The following is a 15,665-nucleotide window of genomic DNA, read 5'->3' as shown; positions in this document are numbered from 1 at the left end:
ATGCCTCTTGTTCGCATCGATGTCAATGTCGGTCGCAGCCCGGAGCAGATCTGTGCCATCGCTGATGCCATCCATGACGCAATTGTTGCCGAGTACGGCATCCCGCGCCGTGATCGCTTCCAAATCATCACTGAGCACCACCCGAGGCAGATTATCGCCGAAGACGCTGGCCTCGGGTTCGAGCGCAGCACCGACGTCGTGATGATTCAGATCTTTACTCAGGCTGGCCGAACGGATGCTGCCAAGCAGGCGCTCTACGCCGAAATCGCGCAGCGCCTTGACGACGTAGGCGTTCGAGGCAATGAGCTGTTCCTCGGGTATATGGAGAACGGTCCCCAAGACTGGTCTTTCGGCTACGGTCGGGCTCAGTACCTCACCGGAGAACTCAGCGTGCCAGATGTTTTACCGGTTCAGGCAGGGGCCCCATCGGGTGAGACACACTGATACTTCCCGCGGCTCAAGACGGTATTTCAAAGCGAGTTCTCAACGGATGTGTTATTGTCAAGACAATTTATTTTGATTTTGGCGGTAGCTATACGCGTTAAATGGTGAAAAGTACCGCCGTCACCGAGGCTGGATTGCGACATTGAAGAATAAGCAAAAAGGGATGCGCCGGAGTCCCGGTCTCGTCGGGGCGTTGACGGCAACAGCTGCGGTCGCGCTAGCGGTCAGCGCCTGTGCGCCGTCCTCGGCACCAGGGAACAGCTCTGACGGAGGAGAAGCCGAGCTCGGGATATCCGACAGCGACTACAGCCTCGAGGCCCTTATTGAGGCTGCGAAGAACGAGGATCCAATCGTCGTCTTGGATACGACGGGAAAGATCGTGGATATCGCCAGCGCATTTAGCGAGAAATACGGCGTTCAGGCTACGGGTGTCAAGATGAAATCTGGAGAGCAGGCGGAGGTCGTGATCCGAGAGGGCACTGCCGGCACAGTCAAGAATGACGTGATATTGCTCCCTGATGTTCCTACCGCTGTATCTGAATTGATTCCTCGCGGTTTTGCGGCGTCGTGGTTTCCACCCGACATGACCGATGTTGTTGAAGAGCAGTTCCAGGATCCGGCGGTGGTTACGCAAGAAACGAACGTGTGGGCATATAACACGGAAGTTTACGGTGATGTGTGCCCTGTCGACAATATTTGGCAACTAACGGATGAACAGTGGGCGGGCCGAGTGAGCCTTCAGGATCCATTGTTGACTGATCAAGCCCATTGGTTCAATCAGATGCAGAGCCAGGGCGACGATCTGATGGCAGATGCTTACGCGGACGAATACGGTGATGAGCTGCAATCGGAAGAAGACAGCGCTACTGCTGAGTGGGTCAAGCGCTTAGCAATGAATTCGCCAGCCTTAACCAACTCCGATGATGACATCGCGGAGTCCGTCGGTGCTCCCGGGCAGAGTGACCCATTCATCGGGTTCTTCAGCACAGCAAAGTTCCGTGCCAACGTTGACAGCGGATACAAGCTTGGTGTTTGCGATGGCCTCGACCCGTGGGCCGGCCGGGCTTATACGAAGGCCGCGCTTATTGCCACCGGTACTGAGAGTCCGAATGCGGCCAAGCTCTTCGTGCGGTTTATGTTCACAGAAGAGGGCATTGGAACGCAGACTGAAGACGGCAAAGTCTCGACGAATTCCACTATCAAGCTACCGTCCGATGATCCCAGTCATCTTGAGTCCGTCTGGGACCAGATTCTTGTTTTCGACTCGGCCACCGCAGCTGACGATTTCGATAACTTGCAAGAATGGCAAGACTTCTGGCGGGCAAGCATCAGGTCCTGATGCCTCAGGAAGGCTCTCGTTGCTCCCCGGTAGGCGCCGATGTTGACGGCAAATTTCGTCCTTTTGGTACCAACTCGGTCGTGCAGTTTCTACGTGTGGAAGGAGGTAGTTCTGTGGCCAATGGTGTACGGCTAGTGGCGCATCGTGGGCTACATGATGAGGAGGGCGGTCACGCAAGGGAAAACACCGTGGAGGCGGTTCGAGACGCTTTGGAAGTTGGCGCCACGTGGGTCGAGGTCGATGTACGAGTCACTCAGGATGGTGCGGCTGTGTTGCTCCATGACGCCACCTTAGATCGGTTATGGGGTGACTCCCGTGCGGTTTCGGACGTGACACTTGCTGAGGTACAAGAGCTCTCTGAAGGGGAGCATCGAATCCCACTCCTCGGCGACATTCTGACTGCGCTTGATGGGGGTGGAGCGACACTGCTCATAGACATGGACTCGGCGGAGCCAGCGATCGGATCGGTTCGGGTCGTGCAAGCATCAACGTCAAACGTCGCAACCGCGTGGTGCGGTGACATCGACGCTATGCGAACAATACGTGAAATGATGCCGGAGGCCGTGGTCTGGATGCCATGGCACTCGTCCACTCCTCCGATGGCGTCTGAAATAGCGTTCCTGTCTCCATCAGCAATAAACGTGAAACATACGTTGGTCGGTCAACGCTTTGTGGATGAGGTTCACACACTGGGTGTTGACGTGGCAGTCTGGACCGTGGATGAAACGCCTCGCGCTCTACATTTGGCTTCTATCGGCGTTGACTCGATTACGAGTAATAGGTTCGAAGCAATCGCGGAGGCAACACGCGCCGAGGCGAACGATCGCTCGTAGAATCGGCGTATGAGAGACGTTGACGAGCTTGACGAACGGCTGATCGCCGAACTGCGCCTCAACGGACGCGAGCCCGTGGCAACTCTGGCGCATCGGCTCGGCGTGACACGCGCGACGATCAACAATCGCATCAACCGGCTCGTCGATGACGGCATCGTGCTCGGCTTCACTGTGCGCGTGCGCGAAGACGTCAGCACCGACGTGGTGCGCGCGGTCAGCCTCATTGAGGTGGAGGGCCGAACCACATCAGACGTCATCGACAGGCTCCGCGGCTTTCCCGAAGTTCACGCGCTTCACACCACGAACGGCGGCTGGGATCTCGTCGCCGACCTGCGCACCAACAGCCTGGCGTCATTCGACCGACTTCTGGCACGCATTCGCGGTGTCGAGGGCGTGATTAACAGCGAGACGAGTCTGCTTCTGAGCTCAGCACTGCGCTGACCCGGCTCAGCGGCTTCGCCGGTCGAGGTGGATTCCCGCGAGCATGCAGCGCACGGAACCTCCCGCAAGCTCAACCGTCGGCACCGAGACCGGCACAATCGTGCAGCTCTTCTCGATCACGTCACGCTGTTCTGTCGTCAACGACTCGAGCGCCCGAACCGATAGGGCAAGGATGCGGCCATAGGTGCCTTGCAGCTCGATGGCGTTGCCCGCAAACTCGCGAATCTGCTCGCGGCTCAACGCGATCACCTCGCGGTCATGGGAACTGAGCCGCTCAAGAATCTGCTCACGGCGGCGGTCGTCTGCGATGAAGTCGAGGCCGATCAACGCGAAGTCCGTCGCCAGGCACATGAGCACGTTTGAGTGATAGATCGGGCGACCCGATTCATCGATGGCATCGAACACCATGGGTTCATAGCCGAAGTTCGTGCAAAAGCGTTCAAGCGCAATGGGATCCGCTCGCGCGGAGCGCACCGTGTATGCAATGCGGCTGAGGTGGTCGAGCACCATGGCTCCGGTTCCCTCGAGGAAGACATCGTCATACTCCAGCCCGGAGTAATCGATGACGTCCTGCACGCGGTACTCGCGCTTGAGCAGTTCGATGATGTCTTCGCGGCGCTCGCCGCGGCGGCTCGGGGACTGCATCGGGTACACGGCTATGTGTCCGCCGGAGTGCGTGGAGAACCAGTTGTTCGGAAACACGGCGTCGGCGCGGTCATCGCGCTCGTCGTCAAACAGATGAACGGTCACGCCGTGACGCTCGAGCACGGCCGCAGCATCCGTTACTTCCTGCCACGCGGCGCGGGCGATGGACTCGCGATCGCCCGACGCCGACGTCTGGAATGTGTTGTCTGTCGCTGTCGCCGGATTCGGCGTGAAATGGCGTGGTCGAACGAGCACCACAGCCGATGGCGCTTGAATTGACATACGCACGCCCTAGAGGGCTGGTACTGGCGCGTCAGAGCCCTGTGCGAATCCGAAGAGATCCTTCGGGTCGTCGGGGTCGGCGACCAGGTCGATGTCGATGGAGAATGCCGAGTGGTTCGTCTTGTCGTGCAGGTAGCGCAGCACCGAGAAGTCTTCGATGGCGAAGCCGACGGAGTCGAAGACAGTGATCTGCTCAGCTGATGCGCGGCCAGCTGTCGTGCCGGACACGACCTGCCACAGCTCGGTGACAGCGAAGTCAGACTCGACCTGCTGAATCTCGCCCTCAATGCGCGTCTGCTCCGGAAATTCGACGAAGACATCTGCGCGACGCAGAATCGCGGCATCCAGCTCGGTCTTTCCCGGGCAGTCACCGCCGATCGCGTTAATGTGCACGCCCGGCTGCACCATGTCGTCGGTAAGCACCGTTGCATTCGCCTTGTCGGCGGTGCAGGTGGTGATCACATCGGCGCCCGCCACAGCATCCGCCGAGTCGCTGGCCACGTATACGTCAAAGCCGAGAGGTGTGAGGTTGCGCACGAGCTTTGCCGAGGCGAGCGGATCGGTGTCAAACACCCGCAGTGTGCGAATACCGAGCGTCTCTCGCACGGCGATCGCCTGAAACTCAGCCTGAGTTCCTGCCCCGATCATTGCCATCGTCGTCGAGTCGGGACGCGCGAGGTGCTTGGCGGCCATCGCCGATGTGGCAGCTGTCCGCAGCGCCGTGAGGAGTGTCATCTCGGCGACGAGCAGCGGATAACCGCTGGCTACGTCCGAGAGAACGCCGAACGCGGTGACTGTCTGCAGGCCCCGTGACGGGTTTGACGGGTGGCCATTGACGTACTTAAAGCCATACAGGTGGCCGTCGCTCGTCGGCATGAGCTCGATGACGCCGATCGGGGAGTGGTTGGCAACTCGCGGACTCTTGTCAAACGACTCCCAGCGACGATAGTCGTCTGCGACGTACTCGCTCAGCTCTCCGAGAATCGTCTCGAGTCCTGTGGCCTGAATCCACCGAACCGCGTTCTGAACACCAACAAATCGAACCATTCCGAGCCTGCTCCCTCTGACGTGCTAGACCTCCACGATAGGTGCCGAGCCTGCACACCAACAAGAGAAGAGACTGATCATTTCAGCCAGGATGCTGTACAGAATGCGCATGTACACTCCACTATTCGCACAGTTGTCGCAAAGAGAGACCATGCATGCTGCCGGTTGTCGTAACATGAAACATTGACCGGTCACTGTGGTTGGTGCTACGTTGATCACCAACCGAGATCGGAGGTCATCATGTGGCATCTCGTGTTCGTCAGTCTTCACGCAGCGCTCGCTACCGTCGCACTCGTCGCTGGCGTGCTTGGCCTGCGTCACCCCCGCCTTCTCCCGGTTCATCTGTGGTCGATAATCGGCATGAGCTTGGCGCTCCCATTCAGCGTCGTTGCCGGCTGGGCGGGTTTTACCGCCGTGACGCGACCAATCTTCGTTGCGCTCGTCGTGCTGTCGTGCTTTATGGTGATTCAGGCGTTCCGCGCCAATCGAGCTTCGCGCTCCGATGCGCACTGGCGCATCGTCGTCAACTGCCTCGGCTTTAACGTCATCGGCCTCACTACGGGGTTCCTGGCCGTCGCCGTCCTGCGCATGGGTGCCGGGCCGGCCGTCGTCATTCTCGTCGCTGTCGGAGTCCCCGTGGTCGGTCACTTCTGCGTGCGGTGGCTGCGCAATCGCGTGGTGCCGCGTACCAAGCGGGCTGCGACGGCGCCCGCAGCCGGCGACCCGATCACGCGGAGGTGACGACGTGTTCGTCGGTCACTACGGAGTCGCGTTCGCTGCCAAGGCCATCCGCCCGGACCTGCCGCTGGGCGGTCTGTTCGTGGCAACCCAGGCCATGGACATCGTCTTCAGCGGCCTGCTGCTCATTGGGGTTGAGCGTGCCAGCATCGTGCCGGACGGTGCGGGGCCAGCCGGTGTCGAGCTGGTGCATGTCCCCTACAGCCACAGTCTCGTCGCCGCTGTGCTCATAGCCCTCGCGGCGGCGCTCGGCGTCATGTTCCTGCACCGGAATCGACGCGAACTCGGCCGGTCCGGTCTCTGCAAGAGCGCCGCCGTTGTCGCCGTGGTCGTGCTGTCCCATTACCTGCTCGACGCGCTCGTCGAAGACGGCACACTTCCGCTTTTCGACGCCACCCCGCGTGTCGGAATCGGACTGCCTGTACTCCCGATTCTTGTGGTGGAGAGCCTGTTCGTTCTCGCTGGCGCCGCGCTTTACGCACGAGCGACAGTTCCCGTTGACCTCATCGGACGCCTTGGGATACCCGCTCTGGCAGTGGCGCTGGTCGCCTTCAATGGCTACGTGGCCGTGGCTCCCTCGCCGACGACCGTCACTCTCCTTGCCGTCAGCAACGTGGGTGCCTATGCGGGCATCGCATCGGTGGCATGGCTGCTGGATCGGCAGCGCGTGCCGGATGTGCATTGGCATGGCGATACCCTGAGGAAGGCGGCGAATTTCCCACGAGGAGGGGTATGACGAGGCAGACAGGGCTGAACCCCACCGCTGGAACCTTGCTCGGCCTGCTCGCTGAGCGCCCGATGACCGGGTGGGAGCTCGTCGATGAGACTGGTGTCAGGGTGGGTAACTTCTGGACGATCCAACGTAGTCAGGCCTACCGCGAGCTTGCCCAGCTCGCCGCGAACGGACACGTGGAGGCGCTGCCAGAAGAAGCACGGCACCGTCGGCCCTATCGGATCACCGACGCTGGCCGGGCAGCTTATCTGGAATGGCTGCAAGAGATGCCTGCCGACGAGAGCGTGCGGGTTCCGTTCTTGCTGAAGGTCGCTTTCATGGACGACATGCCGCGGGAGCGATTTGACGAACTCCTCGCAGCCCAGCGCCGCCGACACGCTGAGCGGCTCACCCGCTATGAGCAGAACTGGCGTGAGTTGCACGGTGACGACACAGTTCGTGGCGGGCCGCGGCTCGCCACACTCGCTCTCGGCATCGCTTATGAACGCAGCACGCTCGGCTGGCTCGACGAGTTGCCCGGTTTCTTCGAGCAACAGACCCGGCCCGACGTGGGGTAGTTCTAGCCGCCATTGCCAAGCGCGAAGAGCTCGGCTGCCGAGGTTGCTGAGGTCGTTTCCGTCTGCGGCTCGTTAAAGAGCGCGTCCGTCTCTCACCGGCAGGAACAGCAGAACGGCGAGTTCACGGATGCTGTGGAGAACGGCCCAGAATCAGCGGTCGACGAGCGTGATCTCGAACGAATAGAGGTCGGGGCGATAGCAGTGGCGGCCGTGCTCGATGGCCTTGCCCGAATTATCGAATGCTGTGCGCGACATCGTCAGGACGGGGCCGCCCTTATCAACATCGAGAAGCTCAGACTCGCGCTGCGACGCGGCCCGGGCTCCGATCGTCTGCTTGGCGACACGCATGGTCACGCCGCGGGTGCGCAGCATCTGATAAAGACCATACTTTGCGAGGTCATCGATGCTCAGGTCGATGAACTCCTCAGGCAGGACGTTGTCGAGAATCGCGAGGGGGACGTCGTCGGCTGAGCGCAGACGTGTAATGTGCAGCACGGGGCTGCCAGCCTCAACGCCAAGGAGCTCTGCGGTCTCCGCATCCGCTGTGCCCCGCTCGCTGGAGAGCACAACGGTTTTCGGAGTCTGCCCCGAGCGCTCAAGGTCGTCGAAGAGGCTCGTCAGCTCGACGTTGCGCGTCACGCGGCCATGAACGACCTGAGTGCCAATGCCTCGGCGGCGTACGAGCAGGCCCTTGTCGACGAGCTCCTGGATCGCTCGGCGGATGGTGGGGCGCGACAGACCGAGGCGCTGAGCCAGCGCCACCTCGTTTTCGAGCCGCGAGCCCGCGGGGAGCACGTCTTCGCGGATCGCCTTCTCGAGACGTTGAGAGATCTGATAGTAGAGGGGAACGGGGCCGTTGCGGTCAAGATCGACGAAGACGCTCAGTGGCAGCGTCTTCTCTTCCAGCTGCGCCACGCGGGCACCTCCATTGTGAGCCGTCAGTTTGTATAGACAATATATACCGTAGGCATGGGAGAGCGCATGTCATAGCCCCGCATGTCAGTCCGTGATCGAGAACTGCGTTTCGCCATCGATCGGCACGACGTCGGTCACCTCGAAGCTGCGGACGTTGGCGGACTCGGGCCCGGTGCGCAACCACCGCAGCATGTCGGTCACTCGCTCCTCGGTTCCCTGCACGGCAATCTCGACGGAACCATCGTCACGATTACGCACCCGGCCCGTGACACCGAGCTGGGCTGCTTCGCGCTGCGCAAAGAACCGAAACCCGACGCCCTGCACGATTCCAGTCACGACAACAAACTTGCGCTCCATGCCTCCATTCTGGATGCTGGGCATGCAGTTACGCCGGATGTCGGCTGTGTGTTTCCATCACGGCGTCGGGAAGACGTCTGCGCTCGCCCTGTTCCAGTCGGCCGCCCAGGATTCCGGCGCGCTGTCGAGAAGCTCATCGGGGCGCAGCCAGTCGTACAGCTCGGCATACGACTGGCTCTCGTGCACGTCGATGTTGCGACGCAGCATCCGTGGAGTCAGTTGCGATGGGTCGCTTACTCCCATGGATGCCATCAGGCGAACGGCCTCCGCGACGGTAGCCGCCTGGTAGTTGGTGACCCGCGTGCTCTTGCTGTCGACGTCGAGTGCACGAGCCCGGCGGGGGTTCTGAGTGGTGACGCCGACCGGACACTTGTCGGTGTGGCAGCGCTGTGCCTGAATGCATCCAACCGCCATCATCATCGCTCTGGCAGCGTTCGTGAAGTCGGCGCCCTGAATGAGCCGCTTGACGATGTCATTGCCTGCAGCGATCTTGCCGCTTGCACCGAGACGGATAGTGCTGCGCAAACCGGTGCCGACGAGAGCGTTGTGCACGATCATCAGGCCCTGCGTAAGGGGCATTCCCACATGGTCTTCGTACTCGAGCGGTGCGGCACCGGTTCCGCCCTCTGAACCGTCGACGATGATGAAGTCGGGTGCCGTTCCCACCTCGATCATCGCCTTGCACAGTGCGAGCACCTCGATGCGGGAACCGACGCAGAGCTTGATGCCCACGGGTTTGCCGCCGCAGAGTTCGCGCATCTGCGCGATAAACCTCATCAGTCCGGCCGGCGTGTCGAATTCTTGGTGCCGCGCAGGACTCACGCACTTCTCATGCACGGGAACACCGCGAACGCTTGCGATCTCTGGTGAGACCTTCGGGGCGGGGAGCACACCGCCAATACCGGGCTTCGCCCCCTGGCTGAGCTTGAGGGAGACGCACCGCACACGCTCGTCTGACGCCTTTTCAGCGAACTGCTTCGGGTCGAAGCGACCATCCTTCGTGCGGGTTCCGAAGTAGCCGGTGCCAATCTCCCAAATGAGATCGCCGCCGTTCTCGAGGTGGTAACTCGACAGGCCACCCTCGCCGGTATCTTGAGCGAAACCGCCGTCGTGTGCGCCACGATTCATCGCGCGCACGGCGTTCGCCGACAATGCGCCAAAGCTCATCGCCGAGACATTGAGGAGCGCCATTGAGTACGGCTTCGTGCAGTCGGGCCCGCCGATGGTCACACGCGGAGTGTCGTCGGGCTGGTTCGCCGGGGCGCTGGAGTGAACGAGCCATTCATGCCCGTCCGCATTGACGTCGCGCTCGGTGCCGAAGGCCTGCTCGCCGTGGGTTCCCTTGGCGCGCTCATAGATGATCGATCGAATGTCACGGTCGTACGGCCGTCCGTCCCAGTTGCGTTCGATGAAGTACTGCTGCAACTCGGGCCTGATGCCTTCAAGCAGGTAGCGCATGTGCCCGATGACCGGGTAGTTGCGCAGAACAGAGTGCTTGCGCTGGCTCAGGTCGTATGAGGCGAGCGCTGCAACAGCACCCGCGCCCAGGGCAGCAATGGTACCCAGTGCCCGCGACGTCTTCGTCATGTCACCTCCACAGATCGGTGTCTTGGTGACGCCATGCTACGCCCGCGAAGCTATGACGCAGTCTCGGCAGATGCGCTAGGACTGGGGATAGTGCGGCTGTTGCGGAGCAGGCATCTGCTCGTGGTCTTGCTGCGGGTTCTGTGCCGGCGATGCCGGAGACCGCTCCCCGTGAGACGGTGAGCCGCCCGTCGTCTTCTCGTTGGTGACGACCCACTCCGACTGCGGCGTTGCCCCCTCTTCCCCCGGCCCGAGTGGAACAGCGTAGACGGCGGTTCCGTAGGCGCAGACCTCCGTCCAGGTTGTGCCGAGCTCTGACGAATCGAAGCGCATGGCGACAATCGCGTTTGCCTGGCGCTGCTGAGCTTCGGTGACCATGCGGTTCATCACCTCGGAGCGGCTCTCGTACAGCATCCGTGTCATTTCAGGCAGCTCGCCTCCGCCAAGCGAGCGAAAGCCCGCCGTGAATTGCGAACCGATATCGCGGGCGCGCACGGTCAGTCCCATGACTTCTCCGAATACCGCCTCGATGCGGTACCCAGGAATGTCGTTGCTCGTCACGATGATCATTGTCGTCCTCCGCACTCACGCCGCCCATCGGGCGGTGGCCTCGTCATGATGCTAGCGCTCATGGTCGGCGACTAACCTCGAATCGTGACCACTCATACAGCGCGTGCAGACCAGGGAGTGCTCGCGCACGACCTGTGGGTGACGCGCGAGCTCGCTCACCAGCAGCGAGCAGACGCGTTCACAGCCGGGTGGCGTGCGCGCAAGGTGAGCGGCGAGCAGCATCCGATCGACGATTTTCTCTTCACCTACTACTCCTACAAGCCGAGCATCCTGAGACGTTGGCACCCTGGAGCGGGCAGAGAACTGGCGGATGCCGCGCATATGCCGCGCGCCGCATGGAAGTGGTACGTGTCGGGTGAGGCGCACGGTTCGCTGCGTGTGGATGCCGCCGCATATCTGCGGGCGAAGCGCGCGGGTGTCGATGCGATCCGCCGCGTTCTCGAGCGCACCGCGGCTCGCCCCGGCCAGTTCAGTTGCTTCGGGCTGCACGAATGGGCAATGGTGTACCGTCAGGGCGAGCACAGACACGAGGTGCCGCTGCGCCTGGGGCAGAAGGGCACGGATGTCGTCGTCGATACGCACAGCATTCAGTGCAGTCACTTCGACGCGTACCGCTTCTTCACGCCCGAAGCGGCTCCTCTCAATCGATTGCGCCCGACGCGCGAGGCGCAGTCGCAGCTCGAGCAGCCCGGGTGCCTGCACGCGGGCATGGACGTGTACAAGTGGGCGATCAAACTCGGGCCGCTTGTTCCGGGCGAGGTACTGCTCGATGCGTTCGAATTGGCGCGGGACATTCGCTGGCTCGACATGGCGGCGTCGCCCTACGACGTGAGTGCCTGGGGCGCCGAGCCCATTGCGATCGAGACCTCTGAAGGCAAGGCGGAGTACGTGCGACAGCAGAGGGTGTTCGCCGAGCGATCGAACGAGCTTCGCCAACGGGTGATCAAGGCATTGGATGCTGCGGAGCACACTGCCGAGGCGGCATCCGCATAAGCACACCCGCTGATGGGTGGCGAGGAGGTACCCTTTTCCGGAAAATTGGACGACGCTCGCTGCCTGTTCCCCGGGAACACGCGGAAATCATGCGCTGGCGAGAGCGGATCTCCGAAATGCGCGCACGTGTCAGATCGTGTCGAGAAGTTCGTCGATCTCAGGAAAGCGCTCGACGGACGGCGACTCGAGCAGGCTGCCGCCCACGGCGACAGCGTGCGGCTGCGCAAGTGTGCTGATGTCGTCGAGCGGGTTCGCATCGGTGACGATGAGGTCTGCGCTCTTGCCCGCCTCGACAGTACCTGTGACCCCGTCGACGCCGAGGATCTTTGCGTTCGACTGGGTCGCGGCATGCAACGCACGGGCAGCAGGCACGTTGCCGTGTCGCATGACGAAGTCGATCTCGCGCCAGGTGTTGTAGTGGGTTACAAAGGTGAGCGACGAATCAGTGCCCATTCCCAGGGCGATGTCATTGTCGAGTGCGTCAGCGACTCCTCGCCGCATCTCGTCGAGGACCATTACGGCGTTTGCCCGGTTGATCTCCGTGACCCCCGTCGCTTTAAGCGGCAGCGTCACGATGGGCAACGCCGCCATGAACGTCGGCACGAGGGCCGACGACCCGTGCAGTGCCCGCGGATTGCTCGTGAACAGGTCGATGATCTCGTCTGTCATGCTCGCGCCGTGCTCGATCGTGTCGACGCCGGCGCGCAACGCGGCCACAATGCCCTGCGGACTCTGCGCGTGCGCGGCGACGAGGATTCCCGCATTGTGGGCTTCCTCGCAGATCGCCGTCATCTCCTCCTCGGTCATCTGGGGGCGCCCGGCCTCGCCGATCACTTTGGCATCGGTGACGCCGCCCGTCGCAGCGATCTTGATCGCCGTGACGCCGTGCCGCAGGTTGACGCGCACATTGCGCCGGGCATCCCATGGGTTGTCGCTGATCAGTGCAATCTGGGGTGCGCCGTGGCCCCCGCTCACGGCAAGAAGAGGCCCGCTCGCAATCACGCGCGGCCCCGTGTACGCTCCGCGGTCGATTTCTAACGCGACTTTCACAACTTCATAGCCGGGGTCGCCAAGGCTGCGAATGGTCGTCACACCCGTCTGCATCTGAGTGAGTACCGCCTTCTTCGCGCGCCGCTTCAGCCAGCGGCCGCCAACGGGACTGCGCATGAAGACCGACACCGCCTTCTCGGCTGCGTCGTTGAGCAGAATCGGCGGAAGAGGCTTGCCGTCTGAGAACAGGTGCGCGTGCGCGTTGATCAACCCGGGCATGACGAACTTGCCCGCTCCGCCGATCACGCGGTAGCCCGGGGGTACGTCCACGCCGTCAGTCGGCCCGACTCGCTCGATCGTCCCATCACCTGCGACGAGCACTGTGTGGTCTGGCATCACCGTGCCGTCGCTGTCGCCCGTGACAACGGTGACGTGTGTGAGTGCGAAAGCTGTCATCATGTCAGTCTCCTCCGCGCAGACGCGTACGTCGATGGCCACATTTCAGGTTGCCGTCGGCGACAACGTGTCGCGTCGGCGCCGGTCGCGGCTGATGTCGAATACGATCGCGCCCATTTTTGTTCCAATGCAGAGGCTGACAAACGTGCCTAGTGCCGCAAAGAGTGCGTCGCCTTCGAGCGACGTCAACGCGACGAGACCGACTGTGCCAGGTACGAGCAGCAGAAACGCCGGTTGAAAGAACGCGACGGCGGGCGCGATGCGCGTTGTGCGCTCAAGAAGTCGCGCCGCAATAAAGAGGATGCATGCCGTGACCCCGGCCGCAGCGACATCGCCAACGAGCACTCCGAAGCCAATCAGCATCCCGTATGTGATGGTCATCATCACGATCGTGACGGCGATGAGAGTGTGATCGGCTCCGAACGCGATGCCGACGCCGATCGCGAGAACGACGACGCCGAGCCACGCGAACCAGTTTGGTGGAAAGCCCTGCCACCCTGTTGCGTGCGTCGAGAGCGCGATCGTTTCGCCGATCCGCGAGGCGGACGCTGCATTGATGTCTACCCCCGTGAGCGCGACGCCTGCCGCGATCCCTGCCGCCATGAAGCCGAGCATGATGGTGCCGTAGATGAGTCGAGACGTGCCGGTCACGGTGTCAACAGAGGTGAGCTCCAGAAGTGAGTTGGTGATGAGCGCACCGGGAACGAGCAGCGCGACGGGCGCGCAGATCGCGAACAGCGGAACCTCGCCGAGAGTGAGAGCCTGAGCGAAGCTCCCCACGAGAAGCGTGGAGACGAACGCCGCGAGAAACGGCAGAATCGCAACGGAGCCGGGCAGGCGGCGCACCCATGTCATGACGCCGCCGACGAGAACACCGACGACGAGTGCGAGAACGATCGCCCACCATGGGCAGCGAAACAGCGTGGCGAGACCCACCGAGATGAGCGCGTTGCCGAGGATCCAGCGAAAATCGGGATGCCGCGGGCGGTCCGAGCGGATCGAGGCGATCTGCGCCGCTGCCTCCTGCACCGTGTGGGTGCCGGCCGCGAGGCGCTGCAGCAGGCGATGGGTTCGTGCGGCCTGCAGCAACGAGAGTTCTTCTCGCGGTGACTCCACGATCGACGCGTTCGCCGTCGCTGTTTCGCCGATGAAGACGTTGGCTGGAAGTACGGCGATGCTGATCTCGTTGCGCAGGGCGGGCGGGATGCTGTCGACGAGCATCGTGCGGGTATCGGTGACCGACACTCCGGCATCGAGAAGCAGTGCGCCAAGCTGACCGACGGCGAGACGCTCATGAGGGCTTGACATCGCCTGATCCTCCCCGTCTGTTCACCGTGCCATCGTATGCGCGATCCCGATGTGGTCATGCATTCGGAAATGCGTGTTGACACGCCGCGGTGGCGTGTCAACACGCCGTGGGCAGCGAGAAACGTCCGAATGCGTGAACAGGGTGGAGCAACCGTGCGCGGATGCGTAGGCTGGGCTCACCCATCACAGTGAGGTGAGAATGCCGGGCGAAGCTTTCATCTACGACGTCGTGCGCACGCCGCGCGGCAAGAACCGCGGCGGAGCGCTGCACAGTGTGAAACCGCTTGACCTGGTTACAGGGCTTGTGGAAGCGCTGTGTGAGCGGCATCCATCGCTCGACCCTGAGCTTGTCGACGACATGGTGCTCGGCGTCGTCTCGCCCGTTGGAGAGCAGGGAAGCGACATCGCCCGCTCTGCTGCGCTTGCAGCCGGGCTGCCCGAGACTGTGCCCGGCGTGCAGCTGAACCGCTTCTGCGCCTCGGGGCTCGAAGCCGTGAACATCGGCGCCCAGAAGGTTGCCTCGGGGTTCGAAGACCTCGTGCTCGCCGGCGGCGTCGAATCGATGTCACGCGTTCCCCTCGGCAGCGACGGCGGCGCGATCGCCCACGACCCGACGACAGCGTGGGACACCGGATTCGTTCCGCAGGGCATCGGAGCCGACTTGATCGCCACGATCGAGCAATTTTCACGCCAGCAGGTCGACGAGTTCGCCGCCGAGTCGCAGCGCCGAGCAGAGCAGGCGTGGGCAGACGGGCGCTACGAGAACTCCGTCGTACCGGTCACCGACATCACGGGCAGGATGCTTCTCGACACAGACGAGCACCGCAGATCTGGAACGACAGTAGATGCCCTAGCGAACCTCCCGCCTGTCTTCGCCCGTATTGGCGAATTCGGGTTCGACGACGTGGCTCTTGCGCGATACCCGGAAGTGCCTCGCATCAATCACGTTCACACGGCGGGAAACTCCTCGGGAATCGTCGACGGTGCGGCGCTCTCAGTGATCGGAAGCCGCGAGGCCGGCGACCGCCTCGGGGTGAAGCCTCGGGCGCGCATTGTGCAGACTGCCGTTGTCGGAAGCGACCCCACAATCATGCTCACCGGCCCGGGCCCGGCCACACGCAAGGCGCTCGAGCGCGCCGGCCTGACCGCATCCGATATCGACCTGTTCGAAGTGAACGAAGCGTTCGCCTCCGTGGTGTTGCGGTGGATGCGGGAGATGAACGTGCCGCATGAAAAGGTGAACGTGAACGGCGGAGCGATTGCACTCGGTCACCCACTCGGCGCAACCGGGGCGATGCTCGTCGCCACCCTGCTTGACGAGCTCGAACGCCGCGAGCTGCGTCGGGGCCTCGTGACACTGTGCGTCGGCTCGGGCATGGGCATCGCCACCATCATCGAGCGAGTCTGACCAGCGAGTCTGAACGGAGATCATC

General features: G+C 62.5%; 17 protein-coding genes. 9 read left to right on the top strand and 8 right to left on the bottom strand.

Annotated features, from left to right (window positions below):
• The 4 genes from HCR76_RS17220 to HCR76_RS17205 all read left to right on the top strand — a co-directional run bounded on the left by HCR76_RS17220 (position 1) and on the right by HCR76_RS17205 (position 3,057).
• Entirely contained in the window at positions 1-444 is a 444-nt protein-coding gene (locus tag HCR76_RS17220) for a tautomerase family protein (RefSeq protein WP_166986330.1), read from the top strand.
• Positions 445-586: 142 nt separating this feature from the next.
• Positions 587-1,783 carry an ABC transporter substrate-binding protein gene (locus HCR76_RS17215; RefSeq protein ID WP_166986332.1) on the top strand — a complete coding sequence of 399 codons (1,197 nt, stop codon included), beginning with the start codon at positions 587-589 and terminating at the stop codon, positions 1,781-1,783.
• Positions 1,747-2,616 (top strand): glycerophosphodiester phosphodiesterase, encoded by an 870-nt coding sequence (locus tag HCR76_RS17725; RefSeq protein ID WP_350339444.1) that lies wholly within the window; start codon positions 1,747-1,749, stop codon positions 2,614-2,616. Before HCR76_RS17215 ends, HCR76_RS17725 begins: the two co-directional genes overlap by 37 nt.
• A gap of 9 nt (positions 2,617-2,625) precedes the next feature.
• A complete protein-coding gene (locus tag HCR76_RS17205; RefSeq protein ID WP_166986338.1) occupies positions 2,626-3,057 on the top strand; it encodes an Lrp/AsnC family transcriptional regulator in 432 nt (143 codons plus the stop codon).
• A 6-nt stretch (positions 3,058-3,063) separates the two neighbouring features.
• Here the strand turns inward: HCR76_RS17205 and ctlX are convergent, their stop codons facing one another.
• Together ctlX and ocd are read right to left on the bottom strand one after the other, a co-directional pair.
• The gene (gene ctlX / locus HCR76_RS17200) at positions 3,064-3,984 is read right to left on the bottom strand and encodes a citrulline utilization hydrolase CtlX (RefSeq protein ID WP_166986341.1); all 921 of its coding nucleotides are present in this window, start codon (positions 3,982-3,984) and stop codon (positions 3,064-3,066) included.
• Between the two features lie 9 nt (positions 3,985-3,993).
• A complete protein-coding gene (gene ocd, locus HCR76_RS17195; protein WP_166986343.1) occupies positions 3,994-5,031 on the bottom strand; it encodes an ornithine cyclodeaminase in 1,038 nt (345 codons plus the stop codon).
• A gap of 240 nt (positions 5,032-5,271) precedes the next feature.
• Here ocd and HCR76_RS17190 point away from each other — a divergent pair, with 240 nt between their 5' ends.
• From HCR76_RS17190 to HCR76_RS17180, 3 genes are read left to right on the top strand one after another with little or no spacing between them, the layout of a single operon-like run.
• A complete protein-coding gene (locus HCR76_RS17190; RefSeq protein ID WP_166986346.1) occupies positions 5,272-5,772 on the top strand; it encodes a hypothetical protein in 501 nt (166 codons plus the stop codon).
• Between the two features lie 4 nt (positions 5,773-5,776).
• Positions 5,777-6,505 carry a hypothetical protein gene (locus tag HCR76_RS17185; protein ID WP_166986349.1) on the top strand — a complete coding sequence of 243 codons (729 nt, stop codon included), beginning with the start codon at positions 5,777-5,779 and terminating at the stop codon, positions 6,503-6,505.
• Positions 6,502-7,059 carry a PadR family transcriptional regulator gene (locus tag HCR76_RS17180; protein ID WP_166986351.1) on the top strand — a complete coding sequence of 186 codons (558 nt, stop codon included), beginning with the start codon at positions 6,502-6,504 and terminating at the stop codon, positions 7,057-7,059. Before HCR76_RS17185 ends, HCR76_RS17180 begins: the two co-directional genes overlap by 4 nt.
• Positions 7,060-7,209: 150 nt before the next feature.
• Here the strand turns inward: HCR76_RS17180 and HCR76_RS17175 are convergent, their stop codons facing one another.
• The 4 genes from HCR76_RS17175 to HCR76_RS17160 all read right to left on the bottom strand — a co-directional run bounded on the left by HCR76_RS17175 (position 7,210) and on the right by HCR76_RS17160 (position 10,485).
• Positions 7,210-7,974: a GntR family transcriptional regulator gene (locus tag HCR76_RS17175; RefSeq protein WP_280529490.1), complete on the bottom strand. Its 765-nt coding sequence runs from the start codon at positions 7,972-7,974 to the stop codon at positions 7,210-7,212.
• Between the two features lie 84 nt (positions 7,975-8,058).
• Positions 8,059-8,331, bottom strand: a complete 273-nt coding sequence (locus tag HCR76_RS17170; RefSeq protein ID WP_166986354.1) for an acylphosphatase — start codon at positions 8,329-8,331, stop codon at positions 8,059-8,061.
• A gap of 57 nt (positions 8,332-8,388) precedes the next feature.
• Positions 8,389-9,918, bottom strand: coding sequence for an FMN-binding glutamate synthase family protein (locus tag HCR76_RS17165; RefSeq protein WP_166986357.1), 1,530 nt, complete (start codon positions 9,916-9,918; stop codon positions 8,389-8,391).
• A gap of 75 nt (positions 9,919-9,993) precedes the next feature.
• Entirely contained in the window at positions 9,994-10,485 is a 492-nt protein-coding gene (locus tag HCR76_RS17160) for a YbjQ family protein (protein ID WP_166986359.1), read from the bottom strand.
• Between the two features lie 84 nt (positions 10,486-10,569).
• Between HCR76_RS17160 and HCR76_RS17155 the strand changes: the two genes are divergently transcribed.
• A complete protein-coding gene (locus HCR76_RS17155) occupies positions 10,570-11,478 on the top strand; it encodes a 3-methyladenine DNA glycosylase (protein WP_244971435.1) in 909 nt (302 codons plus the stop codon).
• Between the two features lie 129 nt (positions 11,479-11,607).
• Here the strand turns inward: HCR76_RS17155 and HCR76_RS17150 are convergent, their stop codons facing one another.
• Both HCR76_RS17150 and HCR76_RS17145 read right to left on the bottom strand, forming a co-directional pair.
• The gene (locus HCR76_RS17150) at positions 11,608-12,927 is read right to left on the bottom strand and encodes a metal-dependent hydrolase family protein (RefSeq protein ID WP_166986361.1); all 1,320 of its coding nucleotides are present in this window, start codon (positions 12,925-12,927) and stop codon (positions 11,608-11,610) included.
• A gap of 42 nt (positions 12,928-12,969) precedes the next feature.
• A complete protein-coding gene (locus HCR76_RS17145; RefSeq protein ID WP_166986364.1) occupies positions 12,970-14,232 on the bottom strand; it encodes a threonine/serine exporter family protein in 1,263 nt (420 codons plus the stop codon).
• Between the two features lie 199 nt (positions 14,233-14,431).
• Here HCR76_RS17145 and HCR76_RS17140 point away from each other — a divergent pair, with 199 nt between their 5' ends.
• Positions 14,432-15,640 carry an acetyl-CoA C-acetyltransferase gene (locus HCR76_RS17140; protein WP_166986367.1) on the top strand — a complete coding sequence of 403 codons (1,209 nt, stop codon included), beginning with the start codon at positions 14,432-14,434 and terminating at the stop codon, positions 15,638-15,640.
• Positions 15,641-15,665 lie beyond the last annotated feature (25 nt).

It is taken from the genome of Paramicrobacterium chengjingii (assembly GCF_011751765.2).
Classification (GTDB): domain Bacteria; phylum Actinomycetota; class Actinomycetes; order Actinomycetales; family Microbacteriaceae; genus Paramicrobacterium; species Paramicrobacterium chengjingii.
The sequence above is the reverse complement of the archived record's forward strand: the minus strand, read 5'-3'. Positions and strand labels throughout refer to the sequence as shown.